Source organism: Xanthomonas sp. LMG 12461, assembly GCF_009192935.1.
Taxonomy (GTDB): domain Bacteria; phylum Pseudomonadota; class Gammaproteobacteria; order Xanthomonadales; family Xanthomonadaceae; genus Xanthomonas_A; species Xanthomonas_A sontii.
In genome coordinates, this window is record NZ_NQYT01000006.1 from 1 (window position 1) to 26,979 (window position 26,979).

The window sequence follows — 26,979 nt, forward strand, 5'->3', positions numbered from 1 at the left end:
GCCGTCGACGGCGACGTCGTGCGGGTCAACGGCCGTGCGCTGCTGACCTCGCTGAGCGCGCCCAGCGGCGGTGGCGCCGAGGCGTTCGGCACGAACGGCGCCACCGAGATCACCCGCCACGTCGTCGCCGGCACGCTGCCGGCGCAGCACCAGGCCCGCGACCCCGACGGCCTGGCCGCGGCGATGCTGAACTACACGGTGCGCCTGGCGCCGGGTGCGCAACAGGACGTGGTGCTGGCGTTCCCGCTGGGCACCGCCAGCGCCGACGCCCAGGGCCGCCTGCCGCCAGCGCCGCCGCTGGACCGCGACGCGCTGCTCGCCGCCGGCCGCGGCGACGCGGGCCGCAGCTTCGACGCGCTGGCCGAGCAGGTCTCCGCGGACTGGCAGCAGCGCCTGGGCAACATCGGCCTGCGCCTGCCCGACGCCAGCCTGGTGGACATGCTGCGCGCGCAGGCCGCGTACATGCTGATCAACCAGACCGGCCCGGCGATGCAGCCGGGGCCGCGCAACTACAACCGCTCCTTCATCCGCGACGGCATGGCCACCTCGGCGATCCTGCTGCGCATGGGCCAGGCGCAGGTCGCGCGCGACTACCTGCAGTGGTACAGCGACCACGCGGTGCACCCGAACGGGCTGGTCTCGCCGATCCTCAACGACGACGGCAGCGTCAACGATGGCTTCGGCTCGGACCTGGAGTACGACAGCCAGGGCGAGTACATCACCCTGGTCGCCGACGTCGCGCGGCTGGACGGCGGCCCGGAAAGCGTGCGCGCCTACCTGCCGAAGGTGAAGCTGGCGATGCAGTACCTGCGGGAACTGCGCGAGCGCACCCTGGTGCCCGGCTACATGGCCGAGCAGCCGGCGCCGGAACGCTTCCGCGGCATCCTCGCCCCGTCGATCAGCCACGAAGGCTATTCCAGCCCCACCCACAGCTACTGGGACGACTACTGGGCGCTGAAGGGCTGGCACGACGGCGCCTGGCTGGCCGAGTCGCTGGGCGATGCCGCCACCGCCGCCTGGGCGCGCGAACAGTACGCGGCGCTGCGCAGCTCGCTGGCCGCTTCCATCCGCGCCACCATGGCGTGGAAGGGCGCGGACTACATTCCCGCTGCGGCGGACCTCGGCGACGGCGATCCGACCAGCGTCTCGATCGCGCTGGATCCCACCGGCCAGCAGGACCTGCTGCCGGAGGCGGCGCTGCGCACCACCTTCGCGCGCTATCTGGAAGACGTGCGCCAGCGCAAGCAACCCAATGCGCTGTGGGCCTACACCCCGTACGAGATGCGCAACGTGCTGACCTACGTGCATCTGGACCAGCCGCAGGTGGCCGACGAACTGCTGCAGGACCTGCTGCGCGACCGCCGCCCGTTCGAATGGCAGGTGCTGGCCGAGGTGGTGCAGTCGCGGCTGCGCTTCCCGCGCTACCTGGGCGACATGCCGCATACCTGGATCGGCGCCGAGTACGCGCGCGCCCTGTTCGGCATGCTCATGCACGAGGGCGACGATGCGCTGGTGCTGCTGCCCGGCGTGCCGCCAGCCTGGCTCGCCGACGATGGCCTGGCCGTGCAGCGCCTGCCCACCGCCTACGGCACGCTCGGCCTGCGTGCGCGCCAGCGCGAAGGGCGGCTGCGCGTCGAACTCGACAGCGGCCTGCGCGCCGGCACCGCCGTGCGCGTGGTCTGGCCGACGCGCACGCGGCCGACCCAGGTGCGCGTGGACGGCCGCCGAATCGACCACTACGACGCAGGCGGCGTGACCCTGTCCAAGCCGTTCCGGACCCTGGAGGCACGCTGGTGAGTCCGCCCCCCGTCCCGGCGCCGGATGCGCGCGCCAACATCACCATCAAGGATGTGGCGCGCCTGGCCAACGTCTCGGTGGCCACCGTATCGCGCACCATGAACGGCCATCAGCACGTGGCCGAGTCGGTGCGCGCGCGCGTGCTGGAAGCCGCGCGCACCCTGCACTATGTGCCGCACCACGCCGCGCGCAGCCTGAGCAGCCGCCGCACCCACACCATCGGCGTGGTGCTGCCGGACCTGCACGGCGAGTTCTTCTCCGAACTGATCCGCGGCATCGACACGGTGGCGCGCGAGCGCGGCCTACACCTGCTGGTGTCCAGCTACCACGGCGAGCCGGAGCAGCAGCGGCTGGCGGTGCGGCGCATGCCCGGGCGCGTCGACGGACTGCTGATCATGTCGCCGTCCCTGGCCAGCGATGCCGAGGACCCGGCCGACATGCTGCCCGGCGCGCTGCCGGCGGTGCTGATGAACTGCGCCGAGCGCATCGGCGAGGCGCAGGTGCTCAACGTGGACAACTACGGCGGCGCGCGTGCGATGACCCGCCACCTGCTGGACGTGGGCCATCGCCGCATCGCCTTCATCGCCGGGCCGGACGACAACTTCGATGCGCGCGAACGCCTGCGCGGCTACCGCGACGAATTGCGCGCGCGCTGCCCGCAGGTGGCACCGCTGGTGCTGCCCGGCGCCTTCGACGAGGCCTCCGGCTACCGCGCCGGCGAAGCCCTGCTGCAGGGCCAGCGCCCGGACGTGGTGTTCGCCGCCAACGACATGATGGCGCTGGGCTGCCTGTTCGCTTTCACCCATGCCGGGCTGCGCGTGCCCGAGGACATCGCCCTGGCCGGCTTCGACGACGTGCCGATGGCACGCTACGTGCATCCGGCCCTGACGACCATGCGCGTGGACATCGCCGGCTTCGGCGCCCGCGCCATGCAACTGCTGCTCGGTGCGCTGGAGCCGCATGCCGCTCCGGTGGCGTCGGCGGCAGCGGCCAATGCGATCGCCCCGCAACTCATCGTTCGTGCCTCCAGTGCCCAGCGAGGGACCGCCATGGACTGACACCGACGCATGCAGCACCGATGTCGTTTTTTGCACCACCTAGAAGAACACAACAATGATCCCGTTGACCGCCCTGGGAGGGCTTTAGTCATGAAGAAATCGCGTTCCGCCTCCAACCTGCCCGCACGCAGCCTGCTGTGCTGCGCGCTGGCCACCTGCCTGTTCGCCACCATGCCGGCGATGGCCCAGTCCAGCAACGCCACGCTGCGTGGTCAGGTTGCCGCCGCCCAGGCCGGTACCGAGGTCACCGTCACCAACATCGCCACCGGCTCGGTGCGCCGCGCGCCGATCGCCGCCAACGGTAGCTACACCGTGGTCGGCCTGCCGCCGGGCACCTACAAGGTCGAGGCCAATGGCGTTACCAAGACGGTGACCCTGCAGGTCGCGTCCTCGTCCACCGTCGATCTGGACGCCGCCACCCCGGCTGCCGGCGGCAACGCCACGACCCTGGACACCATCACCGTCAGCGCGCCGTTACTGAAGGACGTCAAGACCTCGGAAGTGGGCAACGTGGTGTCGCTGCACCAGATCGAGCAGCTGCCGCAGGCCACCCGCAACTTCCTGGAGTTCGCCGACACCGTGCCGGGCATGGTGTTCCAGATCGATTCGCAGGGTCACACCACGCTGCGCGGTGGCGCCTCCAACAGCAGTGCCGGCAATCTGTACATCGACGGCGTCAGCCAGAAGAGCTACGTGGCCAAGGGCGGTATCGCCGGCCAGAACGACAGCCAGGGCAACCCGTTCCCGCAGCTGGCGATCGGCGAGTACAAGGTCATCACCTCCAACTACAAGGCCGAGTTCGGCCAGGTGAGCGGCGCGGCGGTCACCGCCGCTACCAAGTCTGGTACCAACGAGTTCCACGGCGAGGTGTTCTACCGCTACACCGACCAGGATCTGCGCGACAAGAGCCCGGCCGAGGAAGCGACCGGCAAGAAGGTGGACTCGCAGACCAAGGAATACGGCTTCGCGATCGGTGGCCCAATCCTGCAGGACCGCATGCACTTCTTCTTCGCGTACGAAGGCAAGGACAACGTCGTGCCGCGCACGATCTATCCGGATGCCAAGGCGGCCCGCTATGTGGGCTTCCTGCCGTCCAATCTGTCCAGCCAGTATGGCGCAGCCAACCTGCCGTTCACCGAAGACCTGTACTTCGGCAAGATCGACTTCGAGCCGACCGATCGCGACCGTTTCGAACTGAGCGCGCAGGTCCGCGACGAGACCCAGACCGACAACGTCGGTGGGCAGAACGCGACCGATCACGGCCTTGACAAGATCAACAAGGACAAGCGTGTGGCGCTGCGCTGGGCGCATAGCGCCGATGCCTGGTACAACGAGTTGATCGTCAGCCGCGAGGACGGGCGTAACGATCCGCTGCCGATGTCGATCGGCAATGGCGTCATCTACAACTACCTGGATTACACCGATCCCAACATCGGCGAGTACAACTTCCTGTCCACTGGCCCTTCGGGCGGCGCCAGCGTGCAGAAGCGTCAGCAGAAGGGCTGGTCGCTGCAGAACGACCTGACCTTCACCAGCTTCCAGTGGCATGGCGACCACACCATCAAGATGGGCGTGAACTTCAAGGACATCGAGCTGACGGCGCAGGATGCCGCCTCCTTGAATCCGCAGTTCAGCTACTCGGTCGATGCCAACGGTGTGGCCTCCACGCCCTATCGCGTGGACTTCTACTCGCCGTACGCCACCCCCGGCCAGAGTGCAGTGGTTACGACCAAGGCCAAGCAGTATGGTGTGTACCTGCAAGACGATTGGGCGGTCAACGACAAGCTGATGCTGAACATCGGCATGCGCTGGGACTACGAGGACAACCCGGCCTATACCGATTTCGTCACCTCGGCCGCCTTCGTGCAGGCGCTGTACGCCGACGATCCGGCGAACCCAGGCCATCCCTGGGCCGATCGCCTGCTGCCGAGCGGCGTCAATGCCGCCGACTACATCAGCAACGGCCACAACCGCAAGAACTTCAAGGATGCCTGGCAGCCGCGCCTGGGCTTCTCCTACGACTTCTTCGGTGACCAGTCCGCCGTGCTGCATGGTGGTGCCGGGCGGTCCTACGACCGCAATCTGTTCGAGCAGATGGCATACGAAACCAGCAAGGCGGCGCTGTCGCCGGTCGCGGTGTTCTTCCAGAACCCCGCCACCAGGCAGTGCTATCGCAGCGGCCGCGTGTGCGTGCCATGGGATACGAAGTACCTTAACGGCATGGATAACCTCAATGCCATTTCCGGCGTCAGCGGCAGCGGCGAGTTGTTCATGTTCAACAACCACCTGAAGACCCCGTACAGCGACCAGTACAGCATCGGCATCAGCAACCAGGTCGGCGATTGGCTGACCGACGTGACCGTGCAGCGCAACCTGAGCTACGACGGTTTCGCTATGTCGCTGATCAACCGCTATCCGGACGGTTCCTACTTCGATGCGACCGGTAGCGCGCCGTGGGGTCAGCCGGTGCCGGGCTACAAGAACACCATCATCGGCATGAATGGGTTGGAACAGCGGACCACCCAGGTGCTGCTGTCGGCGGAGAAGCCCTATACCAAGGAATCGGGCTGGGGCCTGACCCTGTCCTACACGCATACCAACGCGCGTCAGAACCGCAACATCGACGAGCCCTTCGCCTTCGACAAGGCCACCATCCACGACTATCCGTTCGTGAAGTCCGACGCCGTCGCGGGCCACCGCTTCGTCGCGTCTGGTTCGATCGACGGTCCGTGGGGCATGACCTTCGGTGCCAAGGTGGTGCTGGCGACGCCGGAGCCGATCAACACCATCGCCTGCTATGGCCACACGGATGCGGACGGCGCGACCTGCCAGCAGGTCGCTGCGATTCCGCCGGGCAATGGCAAGTTCCTGGTCGGCGGCAAGATCTGGGGCTACCGTACGGTCGACTTCCAGGCGTCGAAGGACTTCACCGTGTACAAGGACTTCAAGCTGTCGGCGCGCGTGAATCTGCTCAACGCCTTCAACTTCAAGAACTACAACACGTACGTCTACAACGACTTCGGCAGCAACGGCCGGTACGATCCCAACATCAGCATCAACAAGACCGGCGACATCATGTACGTGCCGCGGACGGTGACCTTCGAGATCGGCGCCAAGTTCTGATCCACCGCATGGCCCACGCGCGTGCCCGACCGGCGCGCGTGGGGTTTCAACGGACGGGGCCGCGTGGCCCCGTCCGAGTTTGCGGTCGCCTCTTTTTCCGGTACAGGACCCTGCACGCATGATCGCCGCCCCTCTCCGCAACCTGGTCATCGTCGGCGGCGGCACCGCCGGCTGGATGGCCGCTGCCGCGCTGGCGCGTGTGCTGGGCCCCGACTACCGCATCACCTTGATCGAGTCCGAGCAGATCGGCATCGTCGGCGTCGGCGAGGCCACCGTGCCGCACATCAAGGCCTTCAACAATCTGCTCGGCATCAACGAGGCCGAGTTCGTGCGCCACACCCAGGGCAGCTTCAAGCTCGGCATCGAGTTCGCCGACTGGCAGCGCCCCGGCACGTCGTACGTGCACGGCTTCGGCACCGAGATCGGGCATCCGCTCGGGCTGCTGCCGTTCCAGCAGTACTGGTTCAAGCAGGCGCTGGCCTGCAAGGCCAGGCCGCTGGGCGCCTATACGCTCAACACCGTCGCCGCCAAGCGCGACCGGTTCATGACCTCGGCCACGGATGTGCCGCCGAACTCGCCGCTGGCCAACATCGCCTACGCCTACCATTTCGATGCGGCGTTGTACGCGGGCTTCCTGCGCCGCTACGCCGAACAGCGTGGGGTGAGCCGGCGCGAGGGCATCGTCGAGGAGGTGCAGCTGCATCCGGAATCGGGCGACGTGCTTTCGGTGCGGCTTGCATCGGGCGAGGCGATCGCCGGCGACCTGTTCATCGATTGCTCCGGCTTCCGCGGCCTGCTGATCGAGCAGGCGCTGCACACCGGCTACCACGATTTCAGCCACTGGCTGCCGTGCGACCGTGCGCTGGCGGTGCCTTGCGCCAAGGTCGGCCCGCCCACGCCGTACACCCGCGCCACCGCGCGCGCGGCCGGCTGGCAGTGGCGTATCCCGCTGCAGCACCGCACCGGCAACGGCTACGTGTACTGCAGTGCGCACATCAGCGACGACGAGGCCGCGGCCACGCTGCTGGCCAACCTCGACGGCCCGGCCCTGGCCGACCCCCGCCCGCTGCGCTTCGTCACCGGCCGACGCAAGCAGGTGTGGAACCGCAACGTGATCGCGCTGGGCCTGGCCAGCGGCTTCATGGAGCCGCTGGAATCGACCAGCATCCACCTGGTCCAGTCCGGCATCTCCAAGCTGCTGGAGTTGTTCCCGCGCGAGGGCATCAGCCCGGTGCTGGTGCGGCGCTACAACGAGCGCATCGCCTTCGAGTTCGACCGCATCCGCGACTTCCTGCTGTTGCACTACCACGCCACCGAGCGCGACGACAGCGCGTTCTGGCGGCACTGCCGCAGCATGCCGATCACCCCGGAACTGGAGGAGACGCTGGCGCTGTTCCGCGACAGCGGCCGCTTCTACCGCAACGGCGACGAGATGTTCGCCGAGATCAGCTGGGTGCAGGTGATGGTGGGGCAGGGCATCCTGCCGCGCGCCTACCATCCGCTGGTGGAACAGGTGCCGCAGGCCGACCTGGAGCGCTTCATGGCCAGCGTCGAGCAGACCATCGGCCATTGCGCCGACGCGATGCCGCCGCACCAGGCCTTCATCGACCGCTACTGCGCGGCCCGGCCCGCCTGAGCGCGACGCGGGCACAAAAAAAGAGGCCACGCGCACCAGGCGCGGGCCTCTTCAAATCCGACCGAAGCCGGAGAACGGTATGGCACATCTCCGGCAACGCCGGACGCTGGGCATGCTACCGGCACGCCGAAGCTAAAGCAATGCTTTAGAAATTGCTTTCTAAGCCATTGATTTTAAATCAACTGACAGCGCCGCCGGCCAACGTCAGCGCGATCTCCCGCTGGATCGCCTCGGCGGCAGCGCGCGGATCGGCCGCCTGGCGGATCGGCCGGCCGACCACGATCGCATCGGCGCCGTCGGCGAAGGCCTGGGCCACGCCGACGGTGCGCTGCTGGTCGTCGCCGACCGGGCCGCCCGGGCGGATGCCGGGGCAGACGATGGAGAAGCCGGCGCCGGTGGCGCGGCGGATCGGTGCCGCTTCCTGGCCGGAGGCGATCACGCCGTCGATGCCGGCCGCCTGCGCGGCCAGTGCGCGCTCCACCACCACGTCCTCAGGCGCGCGGTCGATGCCCATCGATGCCAGGTCGGCGCGGCCCATCGAGGTCAGCACGGTCACCGCCAGCAGGCGCATGTCGCTGCCGTTGGCCTCGGCCGCGGCCTGCATCATCGGCGGGTGCCAGCCGTGGATGGTGCAGTAGTCCACCGGCCACTGCGACAGCCGCCGGATCACCCCGCCCACCGTGGCCGGGATGTCGAAGAACTTCAGGTCCACGAACACCCGCTTGCCGCGCCCGGCCAGCGTATCCAGCACGTCGAAGTATTCGCCGGAGGCGAGCAGTTCCATGCCGATCTTGTAGAACGCCACCGCATCGCCGAGCCGCTCGATCCACTCCAGCGCCTCGCTGCGCCCAGGCACGTCGAGGGCGAAGATCAGGCGCTCGTGCGGCGCCAGCGCCAGCGGCGCGCGGCTCACTGCGCCAGCTCCAGCGCCTGCACCTTGGCCTGGTGGCGGGCGGCGCGCGACTGGGTGAAGTCGTTGTTGAACAGTGCCGGCTCCCAGGACCCGTAGCTGGGGTTGGGCAGCATCCACCAGCGCTCGCCGAACCAGTCGTGGTACTGCTGCAGCAACTGCGCGCGGCCCTCCGGGGTGTTGGCTACCACCTGCGCGAAGTCGCCGAGCTGGTCGCCGAACTGCATCAGCACGCGGTACTGCTGGCCGACCAGCTTGCGCCGGCAGTTCTTCTCCGAGCCGTTCTGCTCGCAATCCTTGACCACCGTGCCCAGGCCCAGCAGCACGCTGTTGTCGGCCACCGGCAGGCCGGCGCTGCGCAGGTTGGCCAGGGTCGCGTCGGTCAGGTGCACGGCGCGGTTGGTCACGTACAGCACGGTGACGCCCTTGGCGGTGGCGGCCTTGGCGAAATCGACCACGCCGGGAATCGGCTTGGCCTTCTTCTCGGCGACCCACTGGTCCCAGGTGACCTCGTCGTATTCCTTGCCGTTGCGGATCAGCCGCGCCTGGTAGGGCGAGTTGTCCAGCACCGTCTCGTCCACGTCCATCACCACCGCCGGCTTCAACCCCGTGGCGGCGTTGCCGCGCTCCTCCGGCACCAGCGCGTCCCAGTTCGGCTCCTTGAGCGCCGCATCCAGGCGATCGGCGGCGGCGCGATAGGTCTGCTCGGCCAGGGCCTGGTACTCGGCCGAGCGCTGCATCCACAGCACTGCGTTGAGGTTGTCGTCGGCGGCGCCCGGCGTGGCAGCTGCGGGCGTGGCGGCAGCTGCAGGGGCGGCCGGCTTGGCGGCGGGGTCGGCGACCTGCGCCTGCGGCTTGCAGGCGGACAGGGCGAGCACGGCGCAGGCCAGTGCGGTGCGGGCGATCGGCGTCATCGGGTGTGGAAACCTGGGCAAATGAACCGCGGATTTTAGCCGGTTGCGATGACAGGCGCGGCGCAGCGCGCGTTGGCGCAGGCGGGCTGCCGCGCTCAGGGCGCGAACGTCAGTCCGTGCAGGTCCGGGGCGAGCACCGCCTCGATGGGGTCGGCATCGTCGTGGCCGGCATAGGCGCTGAAGCGGATGCGCAGGCGGCCGTCGCGCACGGCGTAGGGCGTCAGGTCCTCGAGGTGGAGTGCGTCCAGGTCGATGTTGTCCAGGCAACTGGACACCGGTATCCGCGCCAGGATCGAAGGCGCCCCGTGCAGGTCGACCACGGTCAGCGCCATCTCCGCACCGGCGCCGCAGTAGCCGTGTCCATCCCCGGGCGAAGACCGGCGCACCGACAGGTACAGCAGGCGATCGCGCGCCAGATACGGCTGCAACCGGGTCGGCAGCAGCCGGATGGCGCGTTCGGCGCCGACCCGCTCCGGTGCATAGGCGCGAGGGATGGTTTCCAGCACGGTCGGTGCGCGCCCCGGCACCTGCAGCACGATGCGGCCGGCGCGATAGGCCAGATGCAGGACGCCGCGGCGTGGATCGCAGACCTCGGTCTCGGCCAGCGCGGCCGATGCCGCGCCGCAGTCCGTCGGCGTTGCGGCGCTGTAGGCAGCGGGCGCAGCGGGCGAGGCCAGGGTCAGCAGGAGGAGGAGCGGCAGCATGCGAGGCCTTCGAGGTGTGAGCCAAGAGTGTGGCAGCCGCCGTGGATCGCGCGCCAGTTGTGACGTGGGTCCTTTGCGAGGGTGATGAAATTCTCGCAAACGCCTGTTTTGCAGGGGATTTACCGACAGCGTGTCGGGAGCCTCCCGATGCCGCCGCACTGTGGTTTCCACCACACTTCCAAGTATGGAAAACCGTGCGACGCGGCGCCTGGTGCGATGCGGCGCAATCGCGCCTGCACCGCAGGCAAACGCGGGAAGCGTCACAGGGGACGTCGCAGTGGATCGCCGGAGAAAAGGAGCTTCTCGCATTGTGCTGGCTGCGTGCCTGTTCGCCAGCGTGCCCATGGCGCAGGCGCAGGAACCGCCGAGCACGCTCGACCGCCAGGAACAGCTGCGCCAGGCCGAGCAGGTCCAGCGCCAGCAGGAGCAGGACCGGCAGGCGCCGTTCGTGGGCCCGCGCGAGACCGAAGCGCCGGCGGACATGCGCAGCATCGCCTTGCCGACCGAAGCGCTGTGCTTCCCGATCCAGCGCGTCCGCCTCAGCGGCGCCGGTCCCGACGCGGCGCGCTTTTCCTGGCTGTGGCAGTCGCTGCGTCGTTACGAGGGCCGCTGCATCGGCACGGCCGGCATCGACCTGATCCGCCGCCGCGCGCTGGACCAACTGGTCGCGCGCGGCTTCGTCACCACTCGCCTCGGCGTGCCGGCGCAGGACCTGTCCCGCGGTGAGTTGCGCTTCGAACTGCTGCCCGGGCGCCTGCGCCAGGTGCGGGTGCAGTCGGCCGATGGCCGCGTGTTCTGGCGCGGCGCGCTGCCGCTGCGGCCGGGCGACGTGCTCGACCTGCGCGCGATCGAGCAGGGCGTGGAGCAGTTCAAGCGGGTGCCGTCGCAGGACGCCAAGATCGACATCGCCCCGGGCGAGCAGCCCGGCGAGTCGGACCTGCTGATCACCGTGCAGCGCAGCAAGCGCTGGCGCGCGGTGCTCAACGCCGACGACTCCGGCGTGCAGGCGACCGGCCGCTACCAGGGCGGTGTCGATTTCGCCCTGGATGCGCCGCTGGGCATCAACGACCTGCTCTCGATCGGCTACAACCACGACCTGGTCGACGATGGCGCCGCGCGCGGCACCCGCGGCAACAGCCTGTCCTACAGCGTGCCGTGGGGCTGGTGGACGTTCTCCCTGTCGCTGTCGTCGTATCGCTACCACCAGCAGGTGGACGGCTTCCGCCAGAGTTTCCAGTCCAGCGGCAGCTCCGACAGCGCGCAACTGGATCTGCAGCGGGTGATCCACCGCACCGGCACCAGCAAGACCACGCTGGGCATGGTGGTGGCCAAGCGCGCGGCACGCAGCTACCTGGACGGCGTAGAGATCGGCATCCAGCGCCGCCACACCACCAGCGCCGAGCTCTACCTCAGCCATCGCCACTACCTGGGCAAGCTGCAGCTGGACACACGCCTTGGGCACCGCCGCGGTACCCCGTGGTTCGACGGGCAATGGACCGGCTACGACCCGGCGGTGGGCTTCCCCGGCTACCGCTACGGCGTCACCACCCTGGATGTCAGCGCCGGTCTGCCGTTCGCGCTGGGCCCGGTGGCGATGAGCTGGGACAGCAGCCTGCATGCGCAGACCTCCCCGCACCTGCTGCTGGGTTCGGAATTCATCACCCTGGGTGGGCGCTACAGCGTGCGCGGCTTCGACGGCGAACGCACCCTCGGCGCCGAACGCGGCGCGTACTGGCGCAACAGCCTCAACCTGCCGGTGCAGCGCCTGGGCATCACCCCGTACCTGGGCGTGGATGCCGGTCGCATCGCCGGACCCAGCGCCGCCGCGCAAGCCGGGCGCAGCCTGGTCGGCGGCTTCGTCGGCGTGCGTGGCGCGCGCGGCGGGCTCAGCTGGGATGGCTTCGCCGGCTGGGACCTGCACGCGCCGCGCGACTTCCACAGCGCGCAGCCGGCCTACGGCGTGCGCCTGATCTACCAGTTCTGACACGGCCTGCCGCCGGCCGGCGGCAGGCAACGCGATGGGTTTTGCCGCGGTGCGCGGCACGAGAGAGACGACGATGCACATGGACCGTACCGACGACCGCCGCCACCGCCTGCTCGAGCCGCTCAAGCGCGGCCTGGCCGCGCTGTTGTGCTGCACCGTCACCTGGACCTCGCTGCCGCTGTACGCGCAGGTCGCACCGGTCGCCAATCCGGACGGGCGCCAGCCCGGCCAGCAGGCCGCCGCCAACGGCGTGCCGGTGGTCGACATCGTCGCCCCCAACGCGCGCGGCGTCTCGCACAACCGCTATTCGCGCTTCGACGTCGGCAGCAACGGCCTGATCCTCAACAACAGCGCGCAGATCTCCAAGACCGAACTCGGCGGTTACATCGCCGGCAACGACAACCTGAAGAACAGCGGCGCGGCCACGCTGATCCTCAACGAAGTCACCTCCACCACCAGCCGCCTGCAGGGCTATACCGAGATCGCCGGCGCCAAGGCGCAACTGGTGATCGCCAACCCCAACGGTATCGTCTGCGACGGCTGCGGCTTCCTCAACACCTCGCGCGTCACCCTGGCCACCGGCACGCCGCTGCTCGGCGCCGACGGCGCCTTGAACGGTTTCTCCATCACCGGCGGGGCGCTGAGCGTCGGCAGCAACGGTCTGGACGCGTACAACGTGGACCGCCTGGATCTGCTGTCGCGGCAGTTGAGCGTGGGCGGTTCGGTGTGGGCCAAGGATCTGCTGGCCAGCGCCGGTGCGCAGCGTATCGGCTACGACGGCATGCTGCTGGAGGTGCTGCCGGGCAGCGACGGCGCACCGCCGGCGATCGGCATCGACGTGGCGTATCTGGGCGGCATGTACGCCGACCGCATCCGCCTGATCGCCACCGAGGCCGGCGTGGGCGTGGTCAGCCGCGGCACCCTGTCCGCGCAGAGCGGCAGCCTGCAGATCGACAGCGCCGGCCAGCTGAGCCTGGCCGGCACCGCGGTGGCCCGCGACGACGTCGACCTGCGCGCGGCCGGCGCGCTGAGCCAGCAAGGCGTCCTCGGCTCGCAGCAGGCCGGCGTGCGCCTGCGCGCCGCGCAACTGGCGCTGAGCGGCGACACCATCGCCCATGGCCTGCTCGATGCCGCGGCCAGCGGCGCGCTGGCGCACAGCGGGCGCAGCAGCGCCGGCGCCATCAGCTTGTTCGGCTCGGAGCTGGACGCTGGCGGCAGCCTCTACAGCGGCGGCGATCTGGCGCTGAGTGCCAGCGGCGAATTGCGCAGCAGCGGTAGCGCCTACGCCGGTGGCGCGGCGCAGTTGCAGGCCGGCGCGGCCTGGCTGCAGCGCGCCGGCACAGTGCAGAGCGCCGGCAGCCTGGCGGTGCAGGCGGCGCGGATCGACGCCGCCGGCGTGCTCGACGCCGGTACCGGTCTCAGCCTGCGCAGCGACGCCGACATGCGCCTGTCCGGCCTCGCGCAGTCCTGGCAGGACGCCAGCGTGCAGGCCGGCGGCCGCCTGGACACGCTCGGCCAGCTCAGCGCCGGCGGGCGCCTGGACCTGGGCGCGGCGGCGATCGGCAATGCGGCTGGTGCGGTGGTCTCGGCCGGCGGCGACATCGCGCTGGCGACGCCGGGCGTGCTCGACAACGCCGGCACCCTGTATGCCGGACGCGACCTGCGCATCGACGCGGCCAGCGTCGGCAACAGCGGCGGCAGCTACGCCGGGCGCAACGCCACGCTTGCCAGCACTGCGGCGCTGAACAACAGCGGTAGCCTGGTGGCCGGCGCGGCGCTGAGCGTGGACGCGGCGCAACTGCGCAGCAGCGGCGAACTCGGCAGCCAGGGCGGCGACGTCGCCCTGCGCAGCCGCGGCGACCTGGCCCTGGCCGGGCAGGTGGCGGCAAAGGGCGCGCTGACCGCGCAGGCCGGCGGCGCCTTGCTGCAATCGGGCACGCTGAGCGCAGGCAGCGCGCAACTGCAGGCGGCCGGCGACGCCACGTTGGACGGTGTGGTCCGCACCGATGGCGATCTGCAGTTGAGCGCCGATGGCCAGTTGCGCAGCAGCGCCACCCTGGCGGCCGGCGGCAATGCCACGCTGCATGCGCAGGGCGCATTGCTGCAGAGTGGGCAGGTGCAGAGCGGCGGCGCACTGGCGCTGGACGGCGCCAGCATCGCCCAGGCCGGCGTGCTGGATGCCGGCACCACCCTGGCGCTGCGCAGCGCCGGCGACCTGTCGCTGGCTGGCACCGTGCAATCGCGTGGCGACCTCGCGCTGAGCAGCGCCGGGGCGCTGCAGAACCAGGCCCTGGTCGTGGCCGGCGGCGCGCTCAGCGCCGACGCCAGCAGCCTCAGCAACGTCGCTGGCGCCAGCCTGTCGGCCCTGGGCGATGTCAGCCTGAGCAGCGCGACCGTGCTGTCCAACGACGGCCAGCTGTACGCCGGTGGCGCGCTCGGCCTGCGCGCCGCCAGCCTCGCGCAGACCGGCTCGGCCAATGCCGGCACGACGCTGACGCTGACCGTCGATGGCGCCGTCGCCAACCAGGGCGATCTGGTCGGCGGCGGCGACGTGCAGATCGACGCCGGCAGTCTCGCCAGCAGCGGCCAGCTCGGCAGCCAGCACGGCCAGGTCGTGCTGAACAGCCGCGGCGACGTGCAACTCGACGGCGTGGTCGTGGCCGCCGGCGCCTTGAACGCGCAGGCGCTGGGCGATCTGCAGCAGCGCGGCAGCCTGCGTGCGACCGGCGTGCAGCTCGCAGCCGCGGGCGACCTGGGCGTGGCGGGCACGGTGCACAGCACCGACATCCTGCAACTGCAGGCGCAACGTGCGCTGCGCGTGGACGGCCAGGCCAGCGCGAGCGGCGCGGTCGGCGTCAACGCCGCCAGCGTCGCGTTGGGGAACGGCGCCATCCTGCAGAGCGCCACCGCCCTGCAGGTGGACACCGCCGCGCTGGACAGCCAGGGCGCGTTGGACGCAGGCACCGATCTGCGCCTGCACAGCACGGGCGATATCCATCTGGCCGGCATCGCCCAGGCCGGGCGCGACGTCGCGGTGCTGGCCGGCGGCACCCTTGACAACCAGGCCAAGGTGTTCGCCGGACGCGCGCTGCAGCTCACCGCGGCCAGCGCCCGCAACCAGGCGCAAGGCCAGTGGCTCGCGCAGACGACGCTCGACGCCAGCGTGCAGGGCAACTTCGACAACGCCGGCCTGGTGCAGGCCGGCCAGGCCGCGACCTTGAACGTGGGCAGCCTGCAACAGAGCGGCCGCAGCTATGCCGGCGATACGTTGACCGTGCAGGCGGCCACCGCACTGATCAACAGCGGTGACTTGATCGGCAAGCACGATGTGGCGATCAGCGCCGGCAGCGTCGCCAGCAGCGGTCAGCTCGGCAGCCAGGACGGACAGCTCGGCGTCGTCAGCGCCGGCGATCTGCAAGTGACCGGCACGCAAATCGCCGGCACCGCGCTGCGCCTGCAGGCGGCGGGCGATCTGCTCCACGGCGGTACCAGCAAGGCGCAGTCCGTGCAGCTGGAGGCGGGGCGCGATTTGAGCATGGCCGGCACGGTGCAAAGTGCGTCGACCCTGCAGGCGCAGGCACAACGCGCGCTGCAACTGGACGGGCAGGCGCTGGCCGGCGGCAACGTGCAGCTGAGCGGCGCCAGCGTCGGCACCGGCAGCGCCGCGGTGCTGCAGAGCACCGCGGCCATCGCCGTGGACGGTGGCAGCATCGACAGCCGGGGTGCGCTCGACGCCGGCACCGACCTGACCCTGCACAGCCAGGACGCGCTGCGCCTGGCTGGCATCGCCCAGGGCGGCAACGACGTGCTGCTGGCTGCCGCCGGTGCGTTCGACAACAGCGCCCGCGTGGTGGCCGGGCGCGATCTGCAGGTGCAAGCGGCGAGCGCGGTCAACCGCGCTGCCGGCACGCTGGCCGCCGGCCGCGGGCTGGATCTGCACGTCGATGGATTGCTCGACAACGCCGGCTTGCTGCGCGGCGAACAATCGCTGCAACTGCAGGCGGGCAGCGTGCAGCACGGCGGCACGCTCTCCACCGGCCAGGCACTGACGCTGCGCAGCAGCGGCGCGATGGACAACCGCGGCAACGTGATCGCCGGCGGCGACCTGCTGGTGGACGTGGGTAGCCTCAGCAACAGCGGCCAGTTCGGTAGCCAGAACGGCCAGGTCACGCTTACCAGCCAGGGCGACCTGCAGCTGGGCGGCAGCGTGATCGCCGCGCAGGCATTGAACGCCACCGCGCTGGGCGACCTGCGCCTGGACGGCGTGGCCAAGGCGCGCGCGATCGCCCTGAGCGGGCGCGATGTCGGCGTCGCCGGTGGGTTGCAGAGCGCGACCAACGCCACGCTGCAGGCGCAACGCGCGCTGCGTATCGATGGCCAGGCCCTGACCACCGGCGATCTGCAACTGCAAGGCGCCAGCGTCGCCACCGGCAATGCGGCGGTGCTGCAGAGCACGGCCGGCGCCATCACCCTGCAAGGCGGCAGCCTCGACAGCCGCGGCACGCTCGACGCCGCCACCGATCTGGCCCTGCGCAGCGATGGCACCCTGGCCGTGGCCGGCGTGGCCCAGGCCGGGCGCGACGTCGCGCTCGCCGCAGGCACCCAACTGACCAATGCCGCGCAGGTGCTGGCCGGCCGCGACCTCAGCGTCGCCGCCGCCGGCATCGCCAATGCCCAAGGCGGCAGCCTCGCCGCGAAGGGTGCGCTGGCCCTGACCACCGCCGGCACCCTCGCCAACGCCGGCACCTTGCAGTCCGGCCAGGCCATGACCCTGCAGGTCGGCGATCTGCAGCACAGCGGCCAGGCCTACGCTGGCGACACGCTGAACCTGCGCGCCAGCGGCGCCATCGACAGCCAGGGCGAGTTGATCGCCAAGCGCGACCTGCAACTCGATGCCGCGCGCATCGCCAGCACCGGCCAGCTCGGCAGCCAGAGCGGCCAGGTGACGCTGACCAGCCAGGGTGACCTGACGCTGGGCGGCACCGTCGCCGCCGCCAGCGCACTCAGCGCGCAGGCGCAGGGCGATCTGCTGCAGACCGGCACGCTCAGCGCACAGACGCTGGGCCTGCGCGCCGGGCGCGACCTGACCCTGGGCGGCCAGCTCGCCACCACGCAAGGCCTGCAGGTGCAGGCGCAACGCGACCTACAAGTAAACGGCAGCGTCAGCGCCGGCCAGGACGCCGCCCTGCAAGCCGGACGCACCCTGCGCAGCGGCAGCCAGAGCGTGCTGCACAGTGCCGGCGCGCTGCAGTTGAACGGCGCGGCCATCGACAGCCAGGGCACCGTCGATGCCGGTACCACGCTGGCGATGACCAGCACCGGCGACCTCACCCTCGGTGGCCTGGTGCAGTCCGCTTCGACGCTCGACCTGCGCGCCACCGGCGCGCTTGACAACGCCGCCCAGGTCGTCGCCGGTAGCGACCTGACGCTCACCGCCGCCAGCGCCACCAATAGCAGCAGCGGCCTGCTCGCCGCGCTGGGCAACGGCACCTTCACCGTGAGCGGCCTGCTCAGCAACGCCGGCGCGCTGCGTGCGCGCCAGCGCCTGCAGCTGGACGTCGGTTCGCTGCAGCAGACCGGGCGCAGCTACGGCGTGCAGCGCCTGGCGCTGACCGCCAACGGTGCGGTCGACAATCGCGGCGACCTGATCGCCGGCAGCGCCCTGCGCGTGCAGGCGGCCAGCGTCGCCAGCAGCGGCCAGCTCGGCAGCGAAACCGGCGACGTGGCCCTGGTCAGCCAGGGCGATCTGAACCTGGGCGGCACCCTGGCCTCGGCCGGCGGGTTCAGCGCACAGGCCGGCGGCGCGCTCAACCAGAGCGGCGCCTTGAGCGCGGCGACCACGCTGCAACTGCAGGCGCACGGCGACCTGACCGTGACCGGCACCCTCAACGCCAACCAGGTCCTGCTCGGCAGCGACGCCAGCGTGCTCCAGCACGGCACCGTCAGTGGCGCGGACGTCGCGCTGCAGGGCCAGCGCATCGACAACGCCGGGCAGACCCTGTCCAGCGGCAATCTGCGCCTGAGCGGCGGCGATGTCTCCATCGGCGGCGTGGCCGCGGCCGGCGTGCGCGCCGATGGCAGCCTCGGCAACAGCGGCGCGCTGACCCTGCATGCCGATGGCACGCTCAGCGCCAGCGGCCGCCTGATCGCCGCCGGCAACCTCGCCGCCGATGCCGCGCAACTCGCGCTGGCCGGCAGCACCGCCCGCGTCGGCGGCAACGCCACGCTGACCGCCAGCGGCGACGTCGACCATCGCGGCGCCGACCTGCTGGCCGGCGGCCTGCTCACCGTGCGCGCCGGTGGCGCGCTGGACAACAGCGCGCTCAACGGCGTCGGCGGCACGCTGCAGGCGGCGGGCCTGGACCTGGGCGCGGCGACGCTGCGCAACGGCAGCGGCAGCCTGGTGCAGAGCGGCAGCGGCACCACCCGCATTGCCGTCACCGGCGCGTTCGACAACGGCGGCGGCCGCCTGGTCAGCAACGGCAGCGACCTGCAACTGGGCGCGGCGTCGATCAACAACGCGCAAGGGCGCATCGAACACGCCGGTAGCGGCACGCTGACGGTCAGCAGCAGCGGCGCCCTCGGCAATGCCGGCGGTCGCATCCTCACCCAGGGTCAGCTGCAGCTCAGCACCGGCAACACGCTCGACAACCAGGGCGGCGCCATCGCCGCGGCCGGCGATGCCAGCGTCACCGCGGCCGGCCTGGGCAATATCGGCGGCAGCGTGTCCGCACGCGGCTTGAATGTGCAACTGGGCAGCGGCGCGCTCGACAACCGCCTCGGCGTGGTGCAGGCCGCCGGCGGCAGCCTGGTGCTGCGCGCCGACAGCCTCGAAAACCGCGGCGGCACCATGCAGGCGCTGAGCAGCGGTGGTGCGGGTGGCGACCTGCGCGTGGATCTGGCGCATACGTTGAACAACGATGCGGGCGTGATCGGCGCCAGCACCGATCTGACGCTGAACGCGGAGAACGCAAGCAACAGCGGCGGGACCCTGCAGGCCGGGCGCGACCTGGCGTTGACCGCGCGCGGCCAGCTCGACAATCACCAGAGCGGCCGCATCGGCGCCGCCCGCGACCTCAGCGTCGCCGTCGCCGGGGCGCTGCTCAACAGCGGCGGCCAGCTCGACAGCGGCAACGCCATGACCCTGTCCGGCGGCCGCATCGACAACAGCCAGGGCAGCGTCGTCAACAACGGCGGCGGCCTGACCCGGCTCACCACCGGCGGCGAGTTGCGCAACGTCGGCGGCAGCCTGGGCGGGCGCGGCAGCGTCGTGCTCGACGCCGCCAGCATCGCCAACGGCAGCGGGCAACTGGTGGCCGGCGGCGACCTGGTCGCCAACACCAACGCGCTCGACAACCAGGGCGGCAGCGTCTACGCCGGCGCCAGCATGCTGTTGCAGCGGAGCGGCGCCACGCTCGACAACCGCAACGGCAAGATCAAGGCCGAGCAGGCGGTGCGCCTGAATCTGCAGAGCCTGAGCAACAGCGGCGGGCAGATCGGCGCCGGCAGCAGCGCCGGCGGCGCGGGCGACGTGGTCATCGACACCGTCGGCTTCGACGGCGGCGGCAGCATCCTCGGCCAGAACCTGCTCGACCTGACCATCCGCAGCGATTACACCCATCGCGCCGGTGCCGACATCACCAGCAACGGCGACTTCCGCCTGGCGGTGGGCGGCAACTTCGTCAACGCCTCGGCGCTGCAGGCCGGGCGCAGCCTGGGCATCAATGCCAGCAGCATCAACAACGTGGCCGGCGCCAGCATGCGCTCGGGCAACGTGCAGTTGAACACCGGCGGCAGCGTCAGCAACGCCGGCGACCTCTCCGCCAGCGGCAACCTGCAGGTCACTGCCGGGTCGGTGTCCAACACCGGCAGCCTGGTCGGCGGCAACGTGCTGGTGGACACCGGCACCCTGGTCAACGGTGCCGACCTGGGCGGCGCCACCGACAACGCCGCCTACGGCAGCGCGCTGATCGGCGCCACCAGCGGCATGACCCTGCTGGTGCGCGACCAACTGGTCAACCGCGACGCGAAGATCTTCAGCCTCGGCAACATCGCCATCGGCGCCGCGCGCGACGGCAACGGCACGCTCACCGCGCGCACCGGCACGCTGGACAACGTCTCCGGCAGCATCGAGGCCGATGGCAGCATCCTGATCGCGGCCAATCAGATCAATAACCGGCGGCGCGTGGTAAATGCCGAGGCCGCACCGCTGTCGGATGCCGAGCGCGAGGCAATCAATGCCACGACACCTAGTGAAGACTTGTACGTCGGTGAGCCGGCACCCGAACCGAATGGTCCAAACCTCGGCGACAGAATCATCCTGCGCGAAACCCGGACCTACGACGTCATCAGTCGCGACAAATTCATCTCCGCCAGCGCCGAGGGACGCATCCTCGCTGGACGGAACATCTCCATGTCCGGCAGCGTGAACAACTATGCGTCGACGGTCGCCGCAGCCGGTCTGCTCTTTGTCAATCGTCATAGCACGAGCGGCTTGAGTGATGCCCTGATTAGTGGGCAAGAGATCGTAAGCAACAACGCGCTGGCGTTAAGCCAGCGCACCAAGTACACCGACATCGAACAAGTGGCCGTTCTTCAGGATGGTGATTGCGCACGCGGCTATCGTGCAGACGGCTGTGAGTACAACGTAGAAGAAAACGAATACAACTCAGGGATTCTGGACAACAGCTACATCGCCCTCGCCGCCAACATGACCGGCGGACAGGGCGTTTCGATCAGTGGCGCCACCATCCGCAACGGCGCGGTCGGCAGCGATGGTCGCAGCATCGGCGGCGCGTCCTTCAACGCTACCCAAGGCACGGGCCTGAACCCGTACGTCACCAAGAGCGCCGACGGCGCTGGCGGTATCGCCGTGCAGGCGCAGACCGCTGCGACGCCGACCAAGGCCAACGTCGGCAACCGGATCGCCACCGCCAGCCTCGGTGCCATCCGCATCGACGACGGCCAGGCCACCCTGGCCGATGGCGGCAGTGCCACTGCGTCCCAGGTCCAGGCCAGCGGCGTGCAGGCCCAGCTCGGCGGCGCCGGCAGCGGCAGCCGCAGCCAGGTCCAGGCCGGCACCGCGCAGGTGGTGCTGACCGCCGGCAGCGTGCCGACTCAGTACCAGCAGATCGATCCGGGTACCGGCCAGGTGCCGCAGGTGGTCGGCGGCGTCGGCGTGCCGCTGGGCAACATCGTGCTGCCGATGGGCGGGCTGTACCGCCTGGTCGGCAGCAACGGCGCCAGCGTCAACACGCTGGGTCGGGCTGCCAACGGCCTGGGCGGGGTCAAGGCCAGCACCAGCGCCCCCGGCCGCCGCTATCTGATCGAGACCGATCCGCGTTTCGTCGACTACAACAACTTCATCAGCAGCGACTACCTGCTCGACAAACTCGGCGTGGATCCGCAGTGGACCCAGACCCGCCTGGGCGATGGTTTCTACGAACAGCGGCTGGTGCTGGACCAGATCACCCAGCTCACCGGCCGCCGTTACCTGGGCAACTACGCCGACGGCGTGGCCCAGTACCGCGCGCTGCTCGACGGCGGCGTCGCCGAGGCCGGCACCCTACACCTGAGCGTGGGCGTGGCGCTGACCGCCGACCAGGTCGCCGCGCTGACCCACGACATGGTGTGGATGGTGGAACAGGAGTACCAAGGCCAGAAGGTGCTGGTGCCGGTGGTGTACCTGTCGTCGAAGACCGCGCTGACCCTGCGCAGCGACGGCGCATTGCTGGCCAGCGACAACGGCGACGTCTCGCTCAACGCCACGGCCGGCCTGAGCAACACCGGCACCATCGGCGGCGCCAATGTCAGCGCCAACGTCGGCAACCTGCTGAACCAGGGCCGCATCGTGTCCAGCGGCACGGTGGCGTTGCAGGCCAGTCAGGACCTGCTCAACCTCGGCGGCCAGATCGCCGGCCGCGACGTGCTGCTCAGTGCCGGCCGCGACCTCACTAGCACCAGCCGCGACGCCCTCGCCGGCGGCGACCTGCGTTCGGGCATCACTGCCGGCAACAACCTGCTGCTGCAGGCCGGCCGCGACCTCAGCCTGACCGGCACCACCCTACAGGCCGGCAACGATGCCGCGTTGCAAGCAGGCAACAACCTGCTGCTGCAACCTACAGCGCTGCGTGACGAATCCGGCTTGATGCGCGGTGGCGATACATCCAGCCTGACGGTCGGCGGCAATCTGCAACTGGCCGCCGGCAACGATCTGATCATCCGCCAGGCGCAGGTGAAGGCCGGCGGCGACCTGATGGCCGCAGCTGGACACGACCTCGACGTGACCTCGGTGCTGGGAGACAGCCACACCACCACCGACGAGACTCGCCAAGGCAAGACCAAGGTCGTCACGGCCAGCAACATCCAAGCCATCGACCAGCAAGCTCTCACCGCCGGCGGCAACCTGGTGCTCAGCGCCGGCCACGACGTCAATCTGACCGCGGCCAAGCTCAATGCCGGTAAGGGTTTGGCGGTGGTCGCAGGCAACGACCTCAACAGCACCACCCTGACCACGGTCGATACAAGTACCACCGTAGAAACGCGCAATCGCTTCAAGCAGACGACCCGCACCCGCGACGAGACCGTCCACGGCACCGAGTTCACCGCCGGCGGCGACATCGCCCTGCAGTCCGGCCACGACGTGAACCTGACCGCGGCCAAGGCGTTCACCGACAAGGGCGCGCTGGCGGTGTCCGCCGGCAACGACGTCAACCTGCTCGCCGCGCAGGAGCAGCACGACGCCGTGCAGGACATGCAGAAGAAGAAAACCGGCTTCCTGTCCAGCAAGACCACCACCACGCATGACGAGTGGCACGACAGCACCGCGGTGGCAACCACGCTCAGTGGCGACACCGTGCAGATCGCGGCCGGCCACGACCTGCTCTCGCAAGGCGCGCAGGTCGCCGGCACCGGCAATGTGGTCGTTGCTGCGGGCAACGACCTGACGCTGGAGACGGCGCAGAACACGCACAGCGAGGAGCACGACAAGAAGGTCAAGAAGACCGGCCTGTACAGCGGCGGCGGCTTCAGCGTCACCCTGGGTGCGAGCAAGCAGACCAATACACTCAACACCACCGAGGTGAGCCAGAGCGGCAGCTTGGTCGGCAGCACCGATGGCTCCGTCACCCTCACCGCCGGCAATGCCGTGGCGATCACCGGCAGCGACGTGCTGAGCAAGACCGGCACCGCCATCGTCGGCAAGGACGTGACTATCGCCGCGGTCGAGAATCGCGTGGACACGGTGCAGACCTCAAAGCAGCAGAGTGCGGGGATCACCCTGGGCCTGACCGGCGCGGTGGTACAGGCGGCCGAAGCGGCATATGGCGCCACCAAGCGCGGCAGCGAAGTCGAGGATAGCCGACTGCAGGCGCTTTATGCGGCCAAGGCTGGTTACGCAGTCAAGGACAGCGTCGATGCCTACCAAGCCGCTGACGCGCAAGGCGCACAGATGGGCGGAGTCAGCCTGCGCATCGGCATCGGTGCCAGCAGCGCTTCCAGCAAGACCGTTACTCACGAGGAAACCACCGGCGGCAGCCGCATCCTGAGCGACGGCAACGTCACCATCGCCGCCACCGGCGGCGACTTGAATGTGATCGGCAGCAAGATCGACGGCCAGAACGTCGCTTTGGCGGCGGCCAATAACCTCAACCTGCTGAGTCAGCAAGAGACCAACACCGAGAAGTCGAGCAACAAGAATGCCGGCGGCGAGATCGGTGTGAGCGTCGGCACCACCACTGGCGTCTACCTGACTGCATACGCCGGCAAGGGCAGTGCCAAGGGCAACAGCGAATTGCATACCGAAAGCGTGGTCACGGCCAAGGACACGCTGATCCTGGCCAGTGGCAACGACACAACGATCAAAGGCGCACAGGCCATCGGCGACAAGGTACTGGCCAAGGTCGGCGGCGACCTGCTGATCCAGAGCGAGCAGGATACCAACGACTACAAGAGCAAGCAGCAGCAGGCAGGCGTGCAATTGGTCTACGGCTATAGCACCGGGGGCAACGCCAGCGGCTATTACAGTCAGCAGAAGATCGACAGCAGCTACACCAGCGTCAAGGAGCAGAGTGGAATCCAGGCTGGTAATGGTGGGTTTGACGTTACCGTTGGCGGCGACACGCACCTGATCGGTGGCGCCATCGCCAGCACCGCCGATGCCGAGAGGAACCGCCTGAGCACCAATAGCCTGACTGTCGAGGACGTGCAGAACAAGGCGGAGTACAAAGCCAGCAGCGTCGGAGTCAGCTCGGACATGGCGTCCAGTGCGACCAAGGCAGCGCTTGGAGCCGCCCTGAGTTTGGCTGGAGGTCAGAACGGCAGCACCACCAGCGTCACCAAGAGCAGCGTCTCAGCAGGGTCGATCGAAGTTCGCAACGGAGACGACTCGGCGGTCGCAAACCTGGATCGTAACGCGACTGAGCTGCAGCAGTCCGGTCTGAAGCAGATCTTCGACGAACGTAAAGTCCAAGATCAAATGGAGATGGCCAAGGTCGCGGGGGAGGTTGGCTTCCGCACGGTTGGAGCGATTGGAGACGCGCTGACCAGCAAATACAAGGACGCCGCACTTGTTGCCGATGGCGCTGAAAGGCAATTGAAGCGTGACGATCTAACTCCGGAGCAGCGCGCCCTAATCCAGCAGAACCTGGACACTGCCAAAGCCACCATGGCGGAGTACCAGGAGCAAAACGATCTCTGGAAAGACGGCGGAACCGGTAAGACACTGATGCACGCCGTCGCGGGTGCGATCGCTGCGAGCCTTGGTGGCGGAAATGCGATGCAAGGTGCGCTAGGTGCAGGCGCCGCGGAACTTGCACGCCCGCTTACCGAAGGTGAATCGAAGCTTGTGCAGAACCTGGTCAGCGCGTTGGTTGGCGGTGTCGCCGGCGGCGAGACTGGCGCCGGGGTTGCAGTGGATGGAGAGAACTTCAACCGGCAGCTGCATCCGGACGAGCTGAAGAAGATCAATGCCAATGCTGCCACGTTCGCAGCGATGGAATGTGGCGATGCATGCACACCACAACAGGTGGAAGCCGCGCGGCAGCGCCTGATCGTCCAGGCCATGCGTCAAACGGATAGCCGTTGGAACGACATCCTCGGCATGGGCGGGTTAGTCGCCCAGGATGGAAACGCGCTCAGCTTCCTGGACGCACTCAAGCAGAGTAAGCCCGACTACACGGATTTCTCTGCCGACTGGGCCCAGTACAACGACCATTCGATGTTCGCCAACGCCTTGCGCGGCACACCAGCGCTTGATCAGGTGTACGGAGCAGTGCTGCGCACAGCAACAAGTCAGGACGACCAGCGCCACTTACTGCAGGCGCTGAATCGCACGGATGCTGGCTGGACCGATGACTATGTCCATGGCGTCTTGAACCGTGACGCATGGGCCATCGGGACGACCTTCACTGGCGATGTCGGGTTCGTCGCGGATGTAACGCACAAGCTGGTGACGGGCGATGCGAAGGGCGCTCTCAGTGCGGTCGCTGGGGCCGTGGTGCTGTCCAAGGTCGGTGAGTTGGGTGGAATCGTTGCCGGCAAGGCCGTCACCATCATCAAGGAAGCCTTGAATTCAACCAAGGGCGCTTCTGATTCGGTGCTGCCGTTGGTGGTGAAGGAGACTGCAACGACCGGCACTGCGGGAGATGTACTCACTGAAGTACCGTTGTTGAAGCCAGAGGCGCCCAACCCGAACAGCGTGGTGGATGTGCCCAGAGGCAATGGAATTGATACCTCTGGTTTGGCTGGCTTCCCTGAAGTGCCTGCTGGCTATAGTACGTTGAAGTCTGGAGGAGCGGCCGCGAACGAGACCGGTGGGCTCCCGGACGGCTTCCGTCGCGTAGTTAATCAAGACGGTGATGTTGTCCTACAGTCGACTTCTGGAAAGATATATGATTCTGAAGAGGCAATTGAGTTCGCTAAAAGTGGAAAAATTGACGGAATTCCCGTTGCTGGCACAAAGCCTGAATGGCTAAAGCGTCTTGATGATGGTAATGATTTCAACAAAGAGCAGGCAAAAAACTATCCATACAACGAAGTCTACGTGGTTAATCCTGAAGGTGGGTATTATAGGGTTGACTCATACGATCCAGCCGCTGGTGAAATTATTTCAAGAAAATATACGCAGCTTTCAGAAATTTCCGAAGATGCGGCGAAAGGCTACATAAGAGAGGCTGTAAAAAAATATTCTTATGGGACAGAAATAGCCGATGTAAAAAGTACGGCTTCGGAATTAAAGGGGACGACCCTGCAAGGTAAGCTGATTTTAGAAGTACCCGAACAAAAAAGTGGAATTGCTCAAAGTTTAATTGACTACGCAAGAAATATGGGCGTTGAAATAAGGGATGTTAGCAAAAAGGTGTACAAATGAATTTTTATTACTGCCGCGCTTGGTCTAGATCTGAAAAAATTCCTTTGGAAATTTATTCGAAGGAAGTCGCTGAAAATCGGCATGAGCAACGTGAGCCATACACAGTGCTGGTCAATTCGGCTTCCTCTCCGTCAGCATTTGCAGAGATTTTTTTAAAAAAAGGATTTGTTTGCGTCGGCTTTCTGGACAATTTACTTAGGGAATATATCTCGTATCAGTTCAAGCTCATTGAAGGGGGGCGCTGGTTTTTGGTAATGGCAGTTTATAGGAGCTATATTGCCGAAGCACAGGAAATTGCAGCTGCTGATACTTATATTTTTAAGCCAGAAGGCGATCTTTTTATTAGGCGGGATAAGTTCAATCCTCGCGAGTCTGAGGTTGCGAATTCAAAATTCAATCCTGATAAAAACTACGAGAAATTTTCTGAATTCGGTGACTACCAAGGAATTTTCAAAATAGAAAGATGAATCGGACGTGTCTAGGGG

General features: G+C 68.1%; 9 protein-coding genes and 1 pseudogene. 7 read left to right on the forward strand and 3 right to left on the reverse strand.

The genetic code is table 11. The annotated features are described in order from the left end of the window. The 4 genes and pseudogenes from CEK68_RS01795 to CEK68_RS01810 form a co-directional block, all read left to right on the forward strand. Window positions 1-1,797 (forward strand): annotated as a pseudogene (locus tag CEK68_RS01795) (hypothetical protein); the annotation flags it as partial. Continuing rightward, window positions 1,794-2,855 (forward strand): LacI family DNA-binding transcriptional regulator, encoded by a 1,062-nt coding sequence (locus CEK68_RS01800; protein WP_106405170.1) that lies wholly within the window; start codon window positions 1,794-1,796, stop codon window positions 2,853-2,855. The pseudogene CEK68_RS01795 and the gene CEK68_RS01800, both read left to right, overlap by 4 nt. Window positions 2,856-2,945: 90 nt before the next feature. After that, a complete protein-coding gene (locus tag CEK68_RS01805) occupies window positions 2,946-5,978 on the forward strand; it encodes a TonB-dependent receptor (RefSeq protein ID WP_152238350.1) in 3,033 nt (1,010 codons plus the stop codon). 118 nt (window positions 5,979-6,096) lie between these two features. Further along, window positions 6,097-7,614 (forward strand): tryptophan halogenase family protein, encoded by a 1,518-nt coding sequence (locus tag CEK68_RS01810; RefSeq protein WP_152238351.1) that lies wholly within the window; start codon window positions 6,097-6,099, stop codon window positions 7,612-7,614. Window positions 7,615-7,792: 178 nt separating this feature from the next. On the opposite strand, the gene pyrF is transcribed toward CEK68_RS01810, so the two are convergent. The 3 genes from pyrF to CEK68_RS01825 all read right to left on the reverse strand — a co-directional run bounded on the left by pyrF (window position 7,793) and on the right by CEK68_RS01825 (window position 10,142). Then, window positions 7,793-8,527 (reverse strand): orotidine-5'-phosphate decarboxylase, encoded by a 735-nt coding sequence (gene pyrF, locus CEK68_RS01815; protein ID WP_152238352.1) that lies wholly within the window; start codon window positions 8,525-8,527, stop codon window positions 7,793-7,795. Then, the gene (locus tag CEK68_RS01820; protein ID WP_152238353.1) at window positions 8,524-9,438 is read right to left on the reverse strand and encodes a 5'-nucleotidase, lipoprotein e(P4) family; all 915 of its coding nucleotides are present in this window, start codon (window positions 9,436-9,438) and stop codon (window positions 8,524-8,526) included. The genes pyrF and CEK68_RS01820 overlap by 4 nt, the downstream gene beginning before the upstream one ends. Before the next feature lie 95 nt (window positions 9,439-9,533). Then, window positions 9,534-10,142: a hypothetical protein gene (locus CEK68_RS01825; RefSeq protein ID WP_152238354.1), complete on the reverse strand. Its 609-nt coding sequence runs from the start codon at window positions 10,140-10,142 to the stop codon at window positions 9,534-9,536. A gap of 343 nt (window positions 10,143-10,485) precedes the next feature. Here CEK68_RS01825 and CEK68_RS01830 point away from each other — a divergent pair, with 343 nt between their 5' ends. From CEK68_RS01830 to CEK68_RS01840, 3 genes are all read left to right on the forward strand, one after another. Next, the gene (locus CEK68_RS01830; protein ID WP_193314076.1) at window positions 10,486-12,126 is read left to right on the forward strand and encodes a ShlB/FhaC/HecB family hemolysin secretion/activation protein; all 1,641 of its coding nucleotides are present in this window, start codon (window positions 10,486-10,488) and stop codon (window positions 12,124-12,126) included. Window positions 12,127-12,205: 79 nt separating this feature from the next. Next, window positions 12,206-26,494, forward strand: a complete 14,289-nt coding sequence (locus CEK68_RS01835) for a hemagglutinin repeat-containing protein (protein WP_152238356.1) — start codon at window positions 12,206-12,208, stop codon at window positions 26,492-26,494. Next, window positions 26,491-26,961, forward strand: coding sequence for a lytic transglycosylase (locus CEK68_RS01840; protein WP_152238357.1), 471 nt, complete (start codon window positions 26,491-26,493; stop codon window positions 26,959-26,961). Before CEK68_RS01835 ends, CEK68_RS01840 begins: the two co-directional genes overlap by 4 nt. The last annotated feature ends 18 nt before the right edge of the window (window positions 26,962-26,979 follow it).

Coding starts and splice junctions, on each gene's coding strand:
- CEK68_RS01805 (WP_152238350.1), top strand. CDS start 2,946: ATGAAGAAATCGCGTTCCGCCTCCAACCTGCCCGCACGCAGCCTGCTG.
- CEK68_RS01810 (WP_152238351.1), top strand. CDS start 6,097: ATGATCGCCGCCCCTCTCCGCAACCTGGTCATCGTCGGCGGCGGCACC.
- CEK68_RS01820 (WP_152238353.1), bottom strand. CDS start 9,438: ATGACGCCGATCGCCCGCACCGCACTGGCCTGCGCCGTGCTCGCCCTG.
- CEK68_RS01825 (WP_152238354.1), bottom strand. CDS start 10,142: ATGCTGCCGCTCCTCCTCCTGCTGACCCTGGCCTCGCCCGCTGCGCCC.
- CEK68_RS01830 (WP_193314076.1), top strand. CDS start 10,486: ATGGCGCAGGCGCAGGAACCGCCGAGCACGCTCGACCGCCAGGAACAG.
- CEK68_RS01835 (WP_152238356.1), top strand. CDS start 12,206: ATGGACCGTACCGACGACCGCCGCCACCGCCTGCTCGAGCCGCTCAAG.
- CEK68_RS01840 (WP_152238357.1), top strand. CDS start 26,491: ATGAATTTTTATTACTGCCGCGCTTGGTCTAGATCTGAAAAAATTCCT.